Origin of the sequence: Arthrobacter cavernae (assembly GCF_017368795.1) — a bacterium.
In the GTDB taxonomy this organism is placed as follows: domain Bacteria; phylum Actinomycetota; class Actinomycetes; order Actinomycetales; family Micrococcaceae; genus Arthrobacter; species Arthrobacter cavernae.
This window is the reverse complement of the sequence record NZ_JAFNLL010000026.1, coordinates 1-17,069: the sequence shown is the minus strand read 5'-3', so window position 1 is coordinate 17,069 and position 17,069 is coordinate 1. Positions and strand designations below refer to the sequence as shown.

Genomic DNA, 17,069 nt, shown 5'->3' with positions numbered 1-17,069 from the left:
TGCCATTCTGCAAGTCAGGCAGCCGCCACCTCTGCACGATAAGTCCGGCGGCTACCCGTGTCCAGACCTTCGGAATCCCCGGACGTCGACGTCATCGGGACCGGAGTGAAGGGACTTAGCAAGTCGCGTCCTTCCGGACGGGTAATCGGAATTGTTGATGTCTGGTGCGAACAATCGGCCAAAGTCGGCCTTGACAATGGGTGTTCCCAGGCCGCCCACCCCCACGATGGTCCCCGCCAGAGTGTCCAGGACAGAGCTAGCAGCGCTGAAAAATCCGTAGAGATAAGACTTCAGTTTCAGATCGGTAGCCTCGTCCATTTTCCGTTGCCTCGAATCGCGGCTTACGGGGCTTCCTCCATTTGTCCGCATGCGACCCCGCAACAGGAAGTCAGCCGAATATCGCGTCTCGGAATATTCCTGCAGGAAAGAATCAGCGACTTCTAGGTTCGTGCCGATCCCATCCACAACGTCCAGCAGATAATCGGAGATTCCGTACAGGGCCTTAGTCGGAAGATCGTAAGCCGACCACCAGCGGATTCCGCCCTTTGCTTGGTCCAGATCCTCAAAGATGGCGGCAGACAAGGACGCTACTTCGAGCAGGGAACGCGGTGTTGCGGTATCCACCAAGACTTTTCTCCTCGGGCTTTAGCCAGACAGGATGGCCAGCGAGCGGCAACTGCATTTTGAGCAGGGCATCAGCTTGTTCTCTTTATACAGGGCGAAGCAGGCCCGGGACTGTTCCGGCCGGGGACTACGCTTCATCCCAACCCGTCGTTCTAAGACGCCAGCAGCCTCGCTCAAACCTCCGCCACCGGCGCCGCGAACTGGGCCTCGTACAGCCGCGCGTACGCGCCGCCCGCCTCCAGCAAAGAAGCGTGCGTCCCCTGCTCCACGATCTGCCCGGACTCCATCACCAGGATGAGGTCGGCGTCGCGGATGGTGGACAGCCGGTGCGCAATGACAAAGCTGGTCCGGTCTGACCTCAAAGCCCGCATTGCCTGCTGCACCAGCACCTCGGTGCGCGTGTCCACCGAGCTTGTGGCCTCGTCCAGGATCAGCACGGACGGCCGGGACAGGAACGCCCGCGCAATCGTGAGCAGCTGCTTCTCGCCGGCCGAAACGTTGGAACCTTCGTCCTCCAAAACGGTGCCGTAGCCCTCGGGCAGCGAGTGCACAAAGCGGTCCACGTACGTCGCCTGCGCCGCCTCCAGGATCTCCGCCTCGGACGCGTCAGGCCGCCCGTACGCGATGTTGTCCCGGATGGTCCCGCCGAACAGCCAGGTATCCTGCAGCACCATGCCCATCCGCGAGCGCAGCTCGTACCGCGACATGGAGGCGACGTCCAGGCCGTCGAGCGTTATCCGCCCGGCGTCGAGCTCGTAGAAGCGCATCATCAGGTTCACCAGGGTGGTCTTGCCCGCCCCGGTGGGTCCCACGATCGCGATGGTCTGCCCCGGCTCCGCCACGAGATTCAGAGAAGAAATGAGCGGCTTCTCGGCCGAGTAGGAGAACGAGATGTTCTCGAACACCAGCCGCCCCCGCCCGCCGTCGGGAGCACGAGAAGGAGAAGGCTCCGCAGACTCCTCCGGGGTGTCCAGCAGTTCGAACACCCGTTCCGCGGACGCGACGCCGGACTGCAGCAGGTTGGCCATCGAGCCCAGCTGGGCGAGCGGCATGGTGAACTGGCGCGAGTACTGGATGAAGGCCTGCACGTCGCCCAGCTGCATCGCCCCGGAGGCCACCTGCAGGCCGCCCACCACCGCGATCCCCACGTACACCAGGTTCCCGATGAACGTCATGGCGGGCATGATGAGGCCGCTGATGAACTGGGCGCCGAAGCTCGCGGCGAACAGCTCGGCGTTCTTCTGCCGGAACCGCTCCTCCACCTCGCGCTGCCGCCCGAACACCTTCACCAGGGCGTGCCCGGTGTACGTCTCCTCGATCTGCCCGTTAAGCTCCCCCGTGTTCTTCCACTGCGCCACGAACAGCTTCTGCGAGCGCTTGGCGATCAGCGCCGTGATCCCCAGCGTCAGCGGAACGGTCACCAGCGCAAGCAGCGCCAGCACGGGCGAGAGCAGGAACATCATCAGCAGCACGCCCGCCACCGTCAGCAGCGAGGTGACCGCCTGGCTGATGGACTGCTGCAGGCTCTGCGAGATGTTGTCGACGTCGTTGGTCACCCGGCTGAGCAGCTCACCGCGCTGGATGGAATCGAAATACCGCAGGGGGAGGCGGTTGATCTTCGCCTCGATCTGCTCCCGCAGCCGATACACCGTGCGCTGCACGATGCCGTTGAGCACATACGCCTGCACCCAGCCGAACGCCGAGGCCAGCACATACAGCACCAGCACCCACAGCAGCACAGAGGACAGCGCCGCGAAGTCGATCCCGACGCCGGGAGTCAGGTCCATGGCGCTGAGCATGTCCGCCCTCGCGCCCTCCCCGGCGGCCCGCAGCCCCGCGATCACCTCGGCCTTGCCCACCCCGGCGGGCAGCTCCTTGGACACGACGCCGGCAAAGATCAGGTTGGTGCCCTCGCCCAGCAGCCGCGGGCCGATCACTGAGAACGTCACGCTCGCGACGGCGAGCACCAGGACCAGCGTCAGCCACAGCCGCTCGGGGTGCAGGGTGCCCAGCAGCCGCTTGGCCGACGGCAGGAAGTTCATGGCCTTCTCGGCCGGAACGTTCATTCCGGCGAACGGTCCGCCTCGTCCCGGTCCGCCTGCCGGACGGGGAATGCGCACGACGTCGGCCGTCCCGGTTTTCGAGGCAGGTGCGGTGCCGCCGGGGGCGGCTCCGCCTCCCGCGGCGCCGCTTCCTCCAGCGCCCGACGGCGGCCGGCGCTGCCCTCTCACGCCGCGTCCTCCGCTGCCAGCTGCGAGGACACGATCTCCCGGTACGTTTCGGACGTCTCCAACAGCTCAGTGTGCGTGCCGCGCCCGACGATCCTGCCGTCGTCGAGCACCAGGATCTGATCGGCGTCGACGATGCTGGAGACGCGCTGCGCGATGATCACGATGGTGGCCCCGGCGGTGCTGCGTTTGAGGGCCTGTCGCAGCCGGGCGTCGGTGGCGGTGTCCAGGGAGGAGAAGGAATCGTCGAAGATGTAGAGCTCGGGCTGTTTCACGAGCGCCCGGGCAATGGCGAGGCGCTGCCGTTGCCCGCCGGAGACGTTGGTGCCGCCCTGTGAGATGGGCGCGTCCAGGCCGCCCTCCATCTCCTCGACGAAGTCCCGCGCCTGGGCGATGCCGAGCGCCCCCCAGAGTTCGTCCTCGCTGGCGTCCGGCTTGCCGTAGAGGAGGTTGCTGCGCACCGTGCCGGAGAACAGGTAGGGCTTCTGCGGCACCAGGCCGATGTGCCCCCAGAGCAGTTCCGGGTGCAGCTCGCGGACGTCCACGCCGTCGATCCGCACCGAGCCGCTGCTCGCGTCGAACAGCCGCGGGAACAGGTTCACCAGCGTGGTCTTGCCGGCGCCGGTGCTGCCGATGATCGCCGTCGTCTGCCCCGCGCGGGCCTCGAAGCTGATGCCGGAGAGGACCGGCTGCTCGGCACCCGGGTAGGCGAACCCGACATCCTGTAGTTCCAGCTGGCTGCCCAGTTCCAGTTCGCCGCGCCCGGCGGACTTGGTGACCGGGTGCTCCGGCGGCCGCACGCTCGACTCCGTCTCCAGCACCTCCCCGATCCGGTCGGCCGAGACGGCCGCGCGCGGGATCATCACGGCCATGAACGTGGCCATCATGACGGACATCAGGATCTGCATGAGGTAGCTGAGGAAGGCGATCAGTGTGCCCACCTGCATGGAGCCGTCCTCGATCCGGAACGAGCCGAACCAGATCACGGCCACGCTGGAGACGTTCAGCACCAGCATCACCACCGGGAACATGAGCGCCATGAGCCGCCCGGCGCGCAGGGCCATCTCGGTGACGTCCCCGTTGGCCTGGGCGAAGCGCGCCGTCTCCAGGTCCTCGCGCACGAACGCCCGCACCACCCGGATGCCGGCGAGCTGCTCCCGCAGGACGCGGTTCACGGTGTCGATCCGGAGCTGCATCTTGCGGAACAGCGGCACCATCCGCACCACGATCAGCCCGACGCAAAGCAGCAGCACCGGCACGCTGACCGCGATCAGCCAGGACAGCTGCACGTCCTGCTGGATGGCCATGATCACGCCGCCGATGCTGAGCATGGGCGCGGCCACCATCATGGTGCAGGACATCAGCACCAGCTGCTGGACCTGCTGGACATCGTTGGTGGAGCGCGTGATCAGGCTCGGCGCCCCGAAGCGCGTGACCTCCTGCTCGGAGAACTCCCCCACCCGCGTGAAGACCGCACCGCGCAGGTCCCGGCCCACGGCCATGGCCGCCTTCGCCCCGAAGTACACGGCCGTGATGGCGCAGGCGATCTGCAGCAGGGTGATGAGCAGCATGACGCCGCCCAGCCGCAGGATGTAGCCGGTATCGCCCTTGGCCACGCCTTCATCGATGATGTCGGCGTTGAGCGTGGGCAGGTACAGCGAGGCGATGGACTGCGCCAGCTGGAAAACCACGACGGCGACCAGCAGCCGCCGCTGCGGCCGCAGGTACTGAAGGAGAAGCTTCCAGAGCATCCGGTCTCCCACTCACGCGAAGTGATTCGAAACGCAGTGATTCGAAGGCCAGTCTACGACTGGTTGCTGAGGGCAACTAGGGGGAAATTGCCGCCGAAGACCTGGCCAAGACCGTAGCTCCCGCCGCGGCCCAGGCGCAGCCAATGATCAGGATCGGCAGCTCAATGTGAATGAGCGCCGTTGCAGCGGCAGGAACAGGAACCAGCGCGGCAAACAGCGCAATGAGCCCCAGCGTACTCTTGGCTGGCCTGCGCACCGGATGAACCCCCGTTAACACCCCCGAAACATCACAGTCATGCGATGTTCACGAAGCCGGGATTTCTGTAACTTTCCCGCAACTTGGCTCTTCGGAACCCGAAACAAAGCTCACCGAATATTGATCAGGGGGCGACACAGGGCCGGAACATGCGGGCCCGTTCACGGCTGGTTCGAATGGAAGGGACACCCTGTGGAACTCACTGCGGGAAATGTCTGGGTGATGATCTCCGCGGCGCTCGCGCTGTTCATGACGCCGGGCCTCGGCCTCTTTTACGGCGGCATGACGCGGGCCAAGGCTGCGCTCAACATGATCATGATGAGCTTCGTCTCCGCGGGCATCGTCGGCGTGGTCTGGGTCCTGTGGGGCTACTCCATGACAGGCGGCCAGAGCATCCTGGGCCTGTTCGGCAACCCCTTCGCCAGCTTCGGCCTGGCCAACGTTCCGGCCTCCGAGCTCATCAAGGTCGGCTTCAGTGGCACCTTCGCCATCGTCACCGTCGCCCTGATCAGCGGCGCCATCGCGGACCGTGCCAAGTTCGGCGCCTGGGTCCTCTTCGTCCCCGCCTGGATCACCCTGGTCTACTGCCCTCTGGCCTTCATGGTCTGGGGCGGCGGGCTGATGAGCGCCGGCGGCGCCGTCACCGCCGTTTTCGGCCAGGTCATCGACTTCGCCGGCGGCACCGTGGTGGAAATCAGCTCCGGTGTGGCCGCCTTCGTCCTGGTGCTCATCCTGGGCAACCGCCACGGCTTCAAGAAGGACCCCAGCCACCGCCCGCACAACGTCCCCTTCATCATGCTGGGAGCCGCCATCCTGTGGTTCGGCTGGTTCGGCTTCAACGCCGGCGCCGCCACCACCGCCGAGCAGGCCGGCCTGGTCTGGGTCAACACCCTGGTGGCCCCGGCCGCGGCCATGCTCAGCTGGCTGCTCACCGAAAAGATCCGCCACGGCCACCCCACCTCCCTGGGTGCAGCGTCCGGCGTCGTCGCCGGCCTCGTGGCCATCACGCCGTCGTGCGCGAACATCAGCCCGCTCGCCGCAGTGGGCCTGGGCCTGGTAGCCGGCGCCGCCTGCGCCATCTTCGTGGACCTGAAATACAAGTTCGGCTACGACGACTCCCTCGACGTAGTGGGCGTCCACTTCGGTGCCGGCATCGTGGGCACCCTGTCCCTGGGCTTCATCGCCCTGCCCGTCAACGGCGAAGGCGGCGGCCTCCTCTACGGCGGCGGCCTCCAGCAGCTCATCGCCCAGACCGTTGCGGTCCTCATCACCATCGCCGTCTCCGGCATCGGAACCGCCGTGATCGCCCTCGCCATCCACAAGACCATCGGCTTCCGCGTCAGCCACGAAAACGAAGTGGCCGGCGTGGACCGCTCCGAGCACGCCGAATCCGCCTACGAATTCGGCGAGATCCTCCGCGGCCACTTCCACGCCCTGTTCCAGCACCACACCCCGGCCGCCGGACGGGCCGGCGATGCCCGCGCCGCCCACTCGGCTGATGCCGAGCGGGCGAAGCAGGACAGCTTCGCGTAAGCCAGCACTTTCTGCTGGATCATTCCGCTGGTGCCACCCTTCGATGCCCGCAATGACGGGGGCATCCGATGGTGGCAACGGGAATGATCCAGCAGAATGTCCGCGGCCCCGGCGCGTCAGCCCGTTCCGGTCCAGATCCGACGCCACCAGGAGCGCTTCGCTTCCGGTTCCGGCGAAGGCCCGACGTCGGCAGCCACGGCCGCGCGGCGTTCACGCCAGCGTTCAAGCTCTACGCCCACATCACGGGTCTTGGTGATGACCGGCGGACCTCCCTGGAGCTGGCGCCGCGCGTCGATGACCCGGGCGTTGAAGTCCTCCACGATGTCGCGCACCTGCTTTTCGGAGAACTGGGCATCGAGCTTCGAGTCCAGCTCGGCGTCCTCGGTGCGCAGAAGAATCGCCTTGGGTCCGAGCCCGCTGAGGTGCTCGCGCTGGATCAGGCCTTTGACCCACCATTCGGGATCGTAGGCCTCCCCCAGCCCGGGAATCGGCTTGCCGGTGTACTTCAGGTTGTCGAACTTCCCCTGGGCCATGGCGTCCCGGATGAGGTATTCCACCCGGGCTGCGTCGTCCACCTTCTTGCGCTTCTGCCGGGTTTCCTCCTCGGCAGCCTGCAGCTCAGCATCTTCCTGGGCGTTCCCGCCGGAGGCCCTGACCGTCCGCACCTCCGCGGCCCGCTCCAGCCTCCGCCTGAAGGCACTGTTCTCTGCGCTCACCGTTGACCACCGTCCTTGGCTGCCGGAATCGTGGTTGTGCCTCCAGTATTCGCCACAACGGCGTGCCCTGTCCGCCGTCGCCGGGCGTAGCGCGCGAAATATCCCCACCGGCGCCGGTGTTGCCCCGGATATGACAACCATCGGAATCATCGGTGCAGGACACATTGGCAGCCAGATTGCCCGGAAAGCGGTCGAACTCGGCTACGACGTCGTGATCAGCAATTCCCGCGGACCGGAAACCCTGGCCGCGCTTGCGGCGGAACTGGGGCCGCGCGCCCGGGCCGCGACGCCGGCCGAGGCAGCAGCGGCAGGCGATTTCGCCGTCGTGACCGTCCCGTTCAGGAGCCTCGGTAGGATCCCGGCCGAACCGCTCGCGGGCAAGATCGTGATCGACACCGGCAACTACTACTGGGAGCGTGACGGCCATGTCCCTGCCCTCGACGCCGGCGAGGCTACCACCTCCGGGCTGGTGCAGGAACACCTGCCGACGTCCAAGGTGGCGAAGGCCTTCAACCACATCAACTACCGCGAGATCACCACGGACGGCACCCCCGCCGGCACGCCGAACCGCCGCGCCCTCGCCACAGCGAGCGACCATCCGGAGGCTTCGGAGCTGGTCACCAGGCTGTATGACGAGTTCGGCTTCGACACCGTGAACATGGGCCCGCTCTCCGAGAGCTGGCGTGCGGAACGGGACCGCCCTGCCTACGTCATTCGCCAGAACGCGGCCGAGCTCGCTGCAAACCTGGCCAAGGCACCGCGGACCATCTGAGGATCTTTGACTAACGGCTTGGGCTTAAGCGTTGGCCGGTTCGCGGAGCCTGGGGTCGTCGTCAGGCAGGTCCTCCTGGCGCAGATCCTCGTCCGACATCGTCACGTCAGTGGGCGCCTCAGGGCTGGCGGAGGTGTCCACGGGGCCGAGTGCCTGGACCATTTCCTCGTACAGGGCAGGCGCGACGTCGGCCTCCGGCTGGGCAGCCGGAGCGGCAACCGGAGTGGCCATAGGTGCGGGTGGGGACGTCGGAGCCGGAGCCGTCGGGACATGTACCGGGAGGTGCGAGGCCATGTATTCAGGCGCGTAGTAGGCCTCTTCGAGGGCTGCCCGTTCCACATCGGCCTGTGCCAGTTCTGCCTGCTCCTGGGCGGCCTGTTCATGATGCAGCTCGGCAACTTCCGCGCGCTTCTGGTACATGTGCACGGTGAGGTGGGTGATGGCGAGCAGTACAACCGGTGGCATGGCGGCCACGAGCGCGGAGACCACTGGCGGGATGCCGGAACGGATGGTGTCCACAGTAAGGATGGCGTGGACCGAGTTGGCGGCGGTGGAGACGATCGCGCCGAAGAAGAGCAGGGTCCACGGGTAGATCATGGCCCGGCGGCTGTGCCCGTTGAGCGCGACGATTGCCACGGTGGAAGCAACGATCATACCGTCCACGATGATCGGCCAGATCCAGGCAAGCTGCGTGTCGATGCCGGAGCGCTGGGCAAGGTCGGTCAGTGCCGCGAAGGACAGGATGAAGGCGCCGACGGCGATCAGGACGGTGGTGCCCACCGCAGTGAGGAGGACGGCCTTGTGCGGCTCGTTGGGGATCCTGGTGTTCATGTTCTCCGGCTTCTCTGCTGACGCATCCGTCGTGGGGGCGCCTGACGGCGCTGCCGGGGACCCGGACGCAAAACGCGACTACTGGATGATCTTACCGGCCTGCTCCACACTCTGGTTGTGCGTCAACGGCGCCGAGCCTCAGTACCCCTTCGCCGAGTAGGCTCCCAGCGCCCGGCTGATTTCCCGGGCGGTCCCGACGGCGGCCTCGCCGTATTCCTCGAACTTGGCTGGGACGATCCGGCTGGACGGGCCCGAGATCGAGATCGAGCCCGCCGGCACCTGGCCCGGTCCCAGGATGGCGACGCCAATGGAGGTGATGCCGGTGCTCAGGCCCTGTTCATTGATGGAGTAGCCGCGTGCCTGGGTTTCCGCGATCACCTTCCGCAGCGCCTTGGGATCGACCACGGTTTGCGGGGTCTCGGCTTCCAAAGGGCCGGCCAGATACTCGGAAACATAGCTTTCGTCCGCCGCGGCCAGGTAGGCGATTCCGTTGGCGGAAGCATGCAGGGGCAGGCGTGCCCCCAGTGGCAGGAAGGCGCGCAGGACGTGTGGCGTATCCAGCCGTTCGATGACCACCATGAACCGGCGATCAGGCACTGCCAGGTGCACCGTCTCCGTCGTATCCAGCTGCAGGGCGTTCATCGGGCCCATGGCCGCGTCGCGGATCAGCGAACCGCTGCTGCCCCGGCTGGCAACGGCAAAGGCGTGGTTCGTGAGAACCCATTTCCCGGCCTGCGGTCCCGATTGCGCCACCCAGCCAAGTTCGCCGAGCGTCCGCAGCATGCGCAGCACGGTGGCCTTGGGGACGTCGACTTCGCGGCTCAGCTCGGACAGTCCCGCCGGCTGGTTGTCCGACACCGCCTCGAGAACCCTCATTGCCGTGACGACGCTTTGCGTGCTCATCCAATCTCCTGTTCGCCAACTATTGACCGCTCACCTTTCGTGATCTAGATTACAGGCGAATTCCAAAAATGAACCGATGGTTCATCCAGTGAACCGAAGATGTTTGATTGGAGAAGGACCCTATGGGTGTTCAAATTGCGGCCCTCGTCATTTTTGTCGGCGTGTTCGTCGTCGGGACCCTGCGCAAGGTGCACATTGGTGTGCTCATGTTTGCCGCAGCGGCCGGCGTCGGTGTGTGGATGGCAGGCATGGGCATCGACAAGGTGGTGGCCGGCTTCCCCATCGGGATCCTGGTCCTGCTGGTCGGCGTGACCTACTTCTTTTCCATTGCCCAGGCCAACGGCACCATCGACCGCATTATCGACATAGCCATCACGAAGGTCGGGGACAGGGCCTTCTTCCTTCCCCTGGCGTTCTTCGCGCTCACCGTCGGCATCTCGGCGATGGGATCGCCCCTGGCCGGCCTGGTCATGGCACCCATCGGCATGCCGCTGGCGAAGAAGTACAACATCGACCGCATGCTCATGGGCATCGCGATCGGCGCAGGCCTCAGCGCGGGCGGATTCGCTCCGACAAGCCTCTACGGCATCGTCACGTACGGCACGGCACGGGCCGCAGGCATCGACCTCGATCCACTGGTGCTCTTCACGGTTGCCCTGGCCGCCAACGTGCTCCTCCTGGCCACCGCCTACATCCTGTTTGGCGGGTTCAAGCTGCTGAACAACCGCACCGTTGATGGGCTCGGAGGCAATGTTCCCCGCTTCAGTACAAACCGCCCGACGCCGTCGCACCCCTTTGAGCGCGAAGGCAACGCCGTCCGCAGCCGGCAGCTTGTCACGCAGGGCGTCCAGGTTCTCGACGACCCGCGCCGCACGCCGCCTGCCGCGGCGGAAAAGATGAACCGGAACCAGATCATCACCGTGCTGTGCATGGCTGGCCTGGTCCTGACTGTCATCCTGATGGCCTTCCTTGGCGCGAGCCCGGACATCGGCGTCCTGTGCTTCGCCTTCGCCTCGGTCCTCACGCTCTGCGATCCCAAGTCCGGCAAGACGGCGGTCTCCAAGATCGACTGGTCCACGGTCCTGCTGGTGGGCGGCATCATTACGTTCGTCGGCGTGCTTCAGACCATGGGAGCCGTCGCGCTGCTCGGCAAAGCAGCCAGCGGCGTCGGGACCCCCATCATTGCGGCACTGGTAATTTGCGCGATCGGCGGCCTCGTCTCGGCCTTCGCCTCGACCACCGGAATGCTGGCGGCGCTGGTGCCGCTTGCCCTGCCGCTGGTCGCGTCCGGGGATATCGCCGGCTGGGCAGTCATCGCCGCCTTGGGCGTGTGCTCTTCCATCGTGGATGTCTCGCCGTTCTCCACTGTCGGCGCCACCTTCGTGGCCACCGTCGATGAGGACGACCGGCCACGGATCACCAAACTGCTCACCCGCTGGGGCCTCTCCATGGTTGTCGTCGGCCCGCTCCTTCTGGTCGGCGCCCTGGTGCTGCCGTCCAGTTTCTGAGCGCACCTCCTGGCCTCACAAATGAAGGACTCCACCATGATCAAGCCACTCCACGGAATCACCGTGGTTGACCTCAGCCGCGCCCTCGCCGGCCCGTACTGCACCGCCCTGCTGGCCGACATGGGCGCCAAGATCATCAAGGTCGAAAGCATCAACGGCGGCGACACGGCCCGGCAGTGGCCGCCGTTCCAGGACGGGCACAGCCTGTACTTCGATTCCGTGAACCGGAACAAGGTGTCCGTCTGCCTCGACTTCTACTCCCCCGAAGGCCGCGAAATCCTTGGCAGGATGATCGCCGACGCCGATGTGCTGGTGGAGAACTTCAAGCCCGGCACCCTGGACAAAATGGGGCTGACGGCAGAGCGGCTCGAGGAGCTTAACCCGGGTCTCGTCGTCGGGTCCGTCAACGGCTTCGGCAACGCCGGACCGCTCAAGGACGACGCCGGGCTGGACCAGGTGATCCAGGGAATGTCCGGGCTCATGTCCGTCACGGGCGCAGGGCCGGGGAGCAACTACCGGGTGGGGGTCCCGATTGTGGACATCACCTCCGGGATGGTGTGCGCGTTCGGCATCGTGGCGGCGCTGCTGGGGCGGCGCAACGGTGAGCCGGTGCGGCGGGTCTCGACGTCGCTGCTGGAGACTGCGCTGAACCTCTCGGCGTTCCAGGGCCAGAAGGCCCTCAGCCTCGGCGAGGCCCCCTCGCCGCAGGGCAACAACCACCCGGTCATCGCCCCCTACGGCATGTTCGCCACGGCCACGGATCCCGTTAACATCGCCGTCGGCAGCGACAAGCAGTGGCGGGCCTTTTGCGGCCTGCTCGGCATCCCGCTGGCTGTGGGGGATCCGCGCTTCCTCACCGCGGCGGACCGTTCAGCGAACAGGGACCAGCTGACGGAGCTCATCGAATCGGCGCTGTCCTCGAAGGCGGCGGCGGAGTGGGTCCCGATGATCAGCCAGGCAGGCATCCCCTGCGGCCCGATCTACGACTACACGCAGGCCCTGGCGTCCGAGCAGGTGGCCGCCCTGGGGCTGGTCCAGCAGCGCCGGCGCCGTGACGGTTCCGTTCTGCCGCTCCTGCGGGGGCCCTTGAGTCTCGACGGCGATGCGAGCGAGATCCTGTCGCCGCCGCCTCTGTTGGGGGAACACACTGCAAGGGTGCTGCGGGAGATGGGATTCTCCGAGGAGGACATCGAGCGGCTCGAGGCCAACGGCAAGGTCATGAACAACGAAGTCATGAGCAACGAATCAACGGTAGGAGCACGGCGATGAGCAAGACCGAACGCAACCCCAGGATCAACGTCAGCGTCAGCGATGGCGTGGCGACCGTCGAGATCGACAACCCCACCCAGCGGAACGCCCTGACCAAGGCCATGTGCCTGGAGATCCAGGAGCTGATGCCCAAGCTTGAGGCCGATCCGGACGTCAACGTGGTGGTGCTGCGCGGCGTCGGCGATACCTTCTGCGCGGGCGCGGCCATCAGCGAGCTGTCCTCGGTGCTTCTGGACCGGCAGGACGATTGCACCAGCGTGGATCACCTGAGCCGGGCCGACCTCGCCATCTCGTCCATCACGAAACCCACGGTCGCCTTGGTGGACGGGGCCTGCATGGGAGGGGCCTGGCAGATCGCCGCGGCCTGCGATTTCATCATCGCGAGCGAACGGTCCGCGTTCGCCATCACGCCGGCCAAGATCGGCATCATCTACCCCAGGCCGGGCATCGAGCGGCTCGTCCGGCAGGTGGGCCACGCCAACGCGAAGTTCATCCTCCTCACTGGCCAGGCGTTCACCGCGGCCCAGGCCCAGGCGCTCAGCTTGGTTGCGGAGGCCGTTCCGGATGATGAGTTCGAGGAGCGCTGCAGCGCCGTTGTCGGCTCGCTCCGGAACCGCTCACGTTTCTCAATGCATTCCATGAAGCGCCTGGTGGACCTGACGGACATGAACCACCCGCGCATCGACCAGGAATGGGCGGACGCCTGGGCCGCCATGCCGGACAGCCCGGACATGGGCATCGGCATCAACGCGTTCCTGAACCGGGAGCAGCCGCAGTTCACGTGGACGCCGGTGGGGTGAGGGCAGCAGTGCGGGGAACGCAACTCAGCGGGCCGGTACCAGAACCACCTCGAAATCGGTGGCGCCAGGGGTGAAGAACTTCGCGTTGACCACGGCGAGCGTATTGCCCAACAGGGCCGCCGTCGTCGGGGTCTGGAAGCCGGGGCTCGCGATGACGCCCTGCACCACGCCGGAAGAGAGATCGGACGCGAGGCTGACGCGGCTGATCTGATTGAGCTGGTTCTGCACGGCCCAAAGGGTGTCGCCTTTGACCGTGGTGCCGTCGACGGCGGGGACGCTGACTCCGGCGATGGCCGCGCTCGCGCCGGTGGCGGGGTTGACCGTGTAGAGCGCGCCGTTGCCCGAATGCGCGACGATGAGCATCCTGCCGCCGGCGGCTGCAGCGATGCCGTTGAGGTTGAACGCGGAGGAGGTGTCCGCCGCCGGACCGCTCAGGGTGAGGGTCTCGACGTCGCCCAGCTCGCCGTGGTGCCCGACCGGCACGAAGTACAGTTCGCCGCGGTTTGAGTTGGTGAACCACGCGCCGTCCCGGGCCAGGGTGACATCGTTGATGAAGCCTCCCAGCGTGGTCAGCTGGTACTCGGCCACGGCGGCTCCGGTGTCCGTGTTGTAGACGTAGCCCTGGCCCGTGCCGCCGCCAGCGACGAACAGCAGGCTGTTGCGCAGGTCCGTTGTCATCCCGACGGCGGCTCTGCCGGCCGGGGCGTCGATGAACAGTTGGGCGGTGCCTTCGCGGATGTCGCCGAGGGCCAGGTCGCCGGCGAAAAACGTGCTTCCACGTCCGGCGGCGATCCCTTCGGCGGAAGAAGCGCCTGTCAGCTCAATGACCGACGGCGCAGCGGGCGGCTTGGCGCTGGCGAGTGGCGCGGGGATGACCAGGAGCTCCGCACGATTGTCCTGCCAGTTTAGGCAGGTGTGGGGATGGTTGCCAGAGGGCGATGGGGACAACTGACTCTTCGCAGAAGGGCCGACCGGTTGCTGCGGGCACATGCGAGCGGTAACAGCGATGCCATATACAGGACATGCGCAGGACTCCGGACTTTCGGCTCCCTGAAAACGAAGCGACCCTTGTCATCGCGAACATTCAAGCATCGCGCCACACGCAAACTGTCAGCCTCTAGCAACCTGATGCGACTGCCATGCCTCGACTACACGAGCTTCGCGGCTCGAACCGCCTAGACTGGAAGGCAACGACAGACTGCTGTCGATACTCGGCACGATTGTCCGTCGTTCGCAGGAAAGGCCTGATTTGCTGACCAGAATCGAAGTTCAGGGGTTCAAGAATCTTCAGGACGTCACGCTAGAGTTCGGATCCTTCACCTGCATAGCAGGTCCCAATGGCATCGGAAAATCGAATATCTTCGACGCGATAATGTTCCTTGCCCATGCCGCACGCAGACCTCTTCACGAAGCATGTCAACTGATTCGAGGGTCCGCCGAAACGCGCTCAGCAGATCCCCGCGAGCTCTTCTGGAACGGATTCTCCGCGACTCAGAGAGAGATGAATTTTGCCGTCGAAATGATCGTTCCTGGAGTAGTCGAGGACGACCTTGGTGCTATCACTGAGGTTAAGACCACATTCTTGAGGTACGAACTGGGACTCGGGTATGAGGAGCCTCATGGCCCCGCTGGCGTTGGCCGACTAATCCTGAGACACGAGCAGCTATCGCATATTAATAAGGGCGAGGCGAAGAAGCATCTGCGATTTCCACACTCTGCAAAGGAATTCCGCGACAGCGTCGTAACCAACGAGCGACGCGCCGGTCTGTTTCTGTCCACAGCCGAAAAGGACGGCGTCACGGTTATCAATATGCATGGAGATGGCGGCAGCTCAGGCAAACCATCCCCTCGAGCAGCACAAAAAACAGGCCGCACCATTCTCAGCACTGTGAATGTCAAAGACTATCCCACCATTCTTGCTGCCCGCCGAGAAATGGAGAGCTGGCAGCAACTAGCCCTTGAGCCATCTTCACTGAGGAAACCCAATAGCTTCAACGATTCCAAGCACCTGGCCTCAGATGGCAACTACCTAGCCGCGACACTGTACAGGATCGCCGCTGACGCAGAGTCGATCATCGGTGGTCGAAGTGCCGATGACCTCTATGCCCAGGTTGCGACGAGGCTGTCCGAGCTCATAGGGATCGACGTTGACAGGATCGAGGTTGAACTCGATCCTGTTCGCGAAGTCTTTACCCTGTTCATGACAGAACGCGGCGGGCTTCGCCTTCCGGCAAGGGCCCTGTCGGAGGGAACGCTGAGGTTCTTGGCCCTTTGCGTCCTTCTAGAGGACCCATCGTTCACGGGCGTGGTTTGTCTTGAAGAACCTGAGAACGGAATACACCCCGCGAATCTTCCCTCAATCGTGGAACTAGTGCGAGACATAGCAGTGGATGTCAGTGAAGCACCGGGCGACGGCAATCCTTTCCGCCAGGTCATCATAAACACGCACTCACCCGGCGTGATACAGCTGTGCGCGCCGGAGGATCTGATCATGGCCGATGTTCGACGGACTCGCTCCGACGAAGGCACTCCAGTGCGTGCACTTAGATGCTTGCCTTACAAGGGCTCATGGCGTTCTGAGATTAATGAGCCATCGTTCGAAAAGGGTGACCTCATCCCATACTTGACCACTCCCCACGGAGCTCAGCTTTCCCTGCCCGACGACCTATTTGCGGGCCTCAAATGATGCCAAGATCCCAGGGCTTGTTCATTGGCGAGGGATCCTCTGATGACCCCCTCGCCAGGCTCGTTTCAGATGCCTTTGGCGTGAGGGGCATAGACGCCGATATACGAAGCTTGGGCGCGGATCGACTGGGAGCTGCTGGTAAGAGCATCTCGGCAAAGATCCAGGCTGCGCAAAAACTCTTCTCCGGCTTCGAGTTCTTGGTAATTCACCGAGATTGTGACAATCAAGCACCTTCAACTCGACTAGAAGAAATATCTTCGGCAGTCGCGGACGCACTCGGACCAGAATTCCCCACGATCGCACTGGTCCCCCGAACCATGACTGAAGCATGGGCGCTTCTAAATCATGCAGCAATTCGAAGGGTGGCTGGCAAGCCAAGCTCCGGGGTTGATCTACGACTACCTGCGCCGAAGCATATTGAGGATGTCAGGGATCCAAAGAAACTCCTTCAGGAGGCGATACTTTTGGCCAGCCAAGAAACTGGGCGAAGACGGCAAAAAACCGCCGGAAAATTTAGCGCCCACCGACGCATTCTACTTGATCAATTGGATCTTGAGGCATTGTCGGCTTTGCCAAGTTGGCAGCACACCCTAGAGGGAATCGATCGATATGTTGCGGCCTTGAATTAGCGTCAACGTCGAGGCTAGTGGCCCTGGTGGGCAACTTCCAATTTTTCTACGTGGGCAGGAACTTCCAGTAGGTATTGTGAGATTAAGTCGGTCGGTTCGGTTGGAGTGGTCCAAACAATTTCTATCTCCATTCCCAACTTGGATTCACCTGCGCGCACGGCCCGCATCAATACAGTGCCGTATTCGTCGTGGCTGAGTACTCTGGCACCGATAACCCACTCCTCTTTATTCCATAAATTCCTGAATTTGAGGCCCAGGTCCCCCTCGAGAAATGCAAGAACTGGCCGGTCCAAGGGGAGGATAGTTGACGCCAGCGTAAAGCTAAACCTTGGACTCGATTCAGACGAGACAAACCGTGCTGCCTTGCTGCCTTCGAGGAGCTCGCGCTCCCACTCGGCCACCGGCTCTTCCGGAGCTTCCGTGGTGCCGGTTGCGCGCTGGTTGCGGGCAATGAGGCCCTCGGCAACGGCGTCGGCAACAACGCGGGTCAGCAGGTAGACGGAGCCGATGGCGTCGTCGTTGCCCGGGATCGGGAAGTCAACTTCGTCGGGGTCGCAGTTGGT

General features: G+C 64.6%; 14 protein-coding genes. 6 read left to right on the top strand and 8 right to left on the bottom strand.

Annotated elements, in window-relative coordinates; all coding sequences use genetic code 11:
- Positions 1–51: 51 nt before the first annotated feature.
- The 3 genes from J1902_RS11415 to J1902_RS11405 all read right to left on the bottom strand — a co-directional run bounded on the left by J1902_RS11415 (position 52) and on the right by J1902_RS11405 (position 4,603).
- Positions 52–624 carry a hypothetical protein gene (locus tag J1902_RS11415; RefSeq protein ID WP_207616380.1) on the bottom strand — a complete coding sequence of 191 codons (573 nt, stop codon included), beginning with the start codon at positions 622–624 and terminating at the stop codon, positions 52–54.
- A 173-nt stretch (positions 625–797) separates the two neighbouring features.
- Positions 798–2,744, bottom strand: a complete 1,947-nt coding sequence (locus J1902_RS11410; RefSeq protein WP_307794437.1) for an ABC transporter ATP-binding protein — start codon at positions 2,742–2,744, stop codon at positions 798–800.
- Positions 2,745–2,851: 107 nt separating this feature from the next.
- The gene (locus tag J1902_RS11405; RefSeq protein WP_207616379.1) at positions 2,852–4,603 is read right to left on the bottom strand and encodes an ABC transporter ATP-binding protein; all 1,752 of its coding nucleotides are present in this window, start codon (positions 4,601–4,603) and stop codon (positions 2,852–2,854) included.
- Positions 4,604–5,051: 448 nt separating this feature from the next.
- Between J1902_RS11405 and J1902_RS11400 the strand changes: the two genes are divergently transcribed.
- Complete coding sequence (locus J1902_RS11400; protein ID WP_207616378.1) at positions 5,052–6,392, top strand: ammonium transporter; 1,341 nt, start codon at positions 5,052–5,054, stop codon at positions 6,390–6,392.
- Positions 6,393–6,508: 116 nt separating this feature from the next.
- Here the strand turns inward: J1902_RS11400 and J1902_RS11395 are convergent, their stop codons facing one another.
- Positions 6,509–7,108, bottom strand: coding sequence for a DnaJ family domain-containing protein (locus J1902_RS11395; protein WP_307794433.1), 600 nt, complete (start codon positions 7,106–7,108; stop codon positions 6,509–6,511).
- Positions 7,109–7,238: 130 nt separating this feature from the next.
- Here J1902_RS11395 and J1902_RS11390 point away from each other — a divergent pair, with 130 nt between their 5' ends.
- Complete coding sequence (locus J1902_RS11390; protein WP_207616376.1) at positions 7,239–7,880, top strand: NADPH-dependent F420 reductase; 642 nt, start codon at positions 7,239–7,241, stop codon at positions 7,878–7,880.
- Between the two features lie 24 nt (positions 7,881–7,904).
- Here J1902_RS11390 and J1902_RS11385 read toward each other — a convergent pair whose 3' ends face one another.
- Together J1902_RS11385 and J1902_RS11380 are read right to left on the bottom strand one after the other, a co-directional pair.
- On the bottom strand, positions 7,905–8,711 hold the full coding sequence (locus tag J1902_RS11385) for a DUF2637 domain-containing protein (RefSeq protein ID WP_207616375.1): 807 nt from the start codon (positions 8,709–8,711) through the stop codon (positions 7,905–7,907).
- 138 nt (positions 8,712–8,849) lie between these two features.
- Positions 8,850–9,614 carry an IclR family transcriptional regulator gene (locus J1902_RS11380; protein ID WP_207616374.1) on the bottom strand — a complete coding sequence of 255 codons (765 nt, stop codon included), beginning with the start codon at positions 9,612–9,614 and terminating at the stop codon, positions 8,850–8,852.
- Between the two features lie 122 nt (positions 9,615–9,736).
- Between J1902_RS11380 and J1902_RS11375 the strand changes: the two genes are divergently transcribed.
- Genes J1902_RS11375 through J1902_RS11365 form a run of 3 tightly spaced genes read left to right on the top strand, consistent with a single transcriptional unit; the run spans position 9,737 to position 13,191 of the window.
- A complete protein-coding gene (locus J1902_RS11375; protein ID WP_207616373.1) occupies positions 9,737–11,122 on the top strand; it encodes an SLC13 family permease in 1,386 nt (461 codons plus the stop codon).
- A gap of 36 nt (positions 11,123–11,158) precedes the next feature.
- A complete protein-coding gene (locus J1902_RS11370; protein ID WP_207616372.1) occupies positions 11,159–12,391 on the top strand; it encodes a CaiB/BaiF CoA transferase family protein in 1,233 nt (410 codons plus the stop codon).
- Positions 12,388–13,191 carry an enoyl-CoA hydratase/isomerase family protein gene (locus tag J1902_RS11365; protein WP_207616371.1) on the top strand — a complete coding sequence of 268 codons (804 nt, stop codon included), beginning with the start codon at positions 12,388–12,390 and terminating at the stop codon, positions 13,189–13,191. The genes J1902_RS11370 and J1902_RS11365 overlap by 4 nt, the downstream gene beginning before the upstream one ends.
- Positions 13,192–13,215: 24 nt before the next feature.
- Here the strand turns inward: J1902_RS11365 and J1902_RS11360 are convergent, their stop codons facing one another.
- Positions 13,216–14,139, bottom strand: a complete 924-nt coding sequence (locus J1902_RS11360) for an SMP-30/gluconolactonase/LRE family protein (RefSeq protein ID WP_242701919.1) — start codon at positions 14,137–14,139, stop codon at positions 13,216–13,218.
- Between the two features lie 301 nt (positions 14,140–14,440).
- Here J1902_RS11360 and J1902_RS11355 point away from each other — a divergent pair, with 301 nt between their 5' ends.
- The gene (locus J1902_RS11355) at positions 14,441–15,877 is read left to right on the top strand and encodes an AAA family ATPase (protein WP_207616370.1); all 1,437 of its coding nucleotides are present in this window, start codon (positions 14,441–14,443) and stop codon (positions 15,875–15,877) included.
- Between the two features lie 643 nt (positions 15,878–16,520).
- Here J1902_RS11355 and J1902_RS19350 read toward each other — a convergent pair.
- Positions 16,521–17,069 (bottom strand): 30S ribosomal protein S2 (locus J1902_RS19350; protein ID WP_242701918.1); only part of this gene is annotated, 549 nt, incomplete at its 5' end.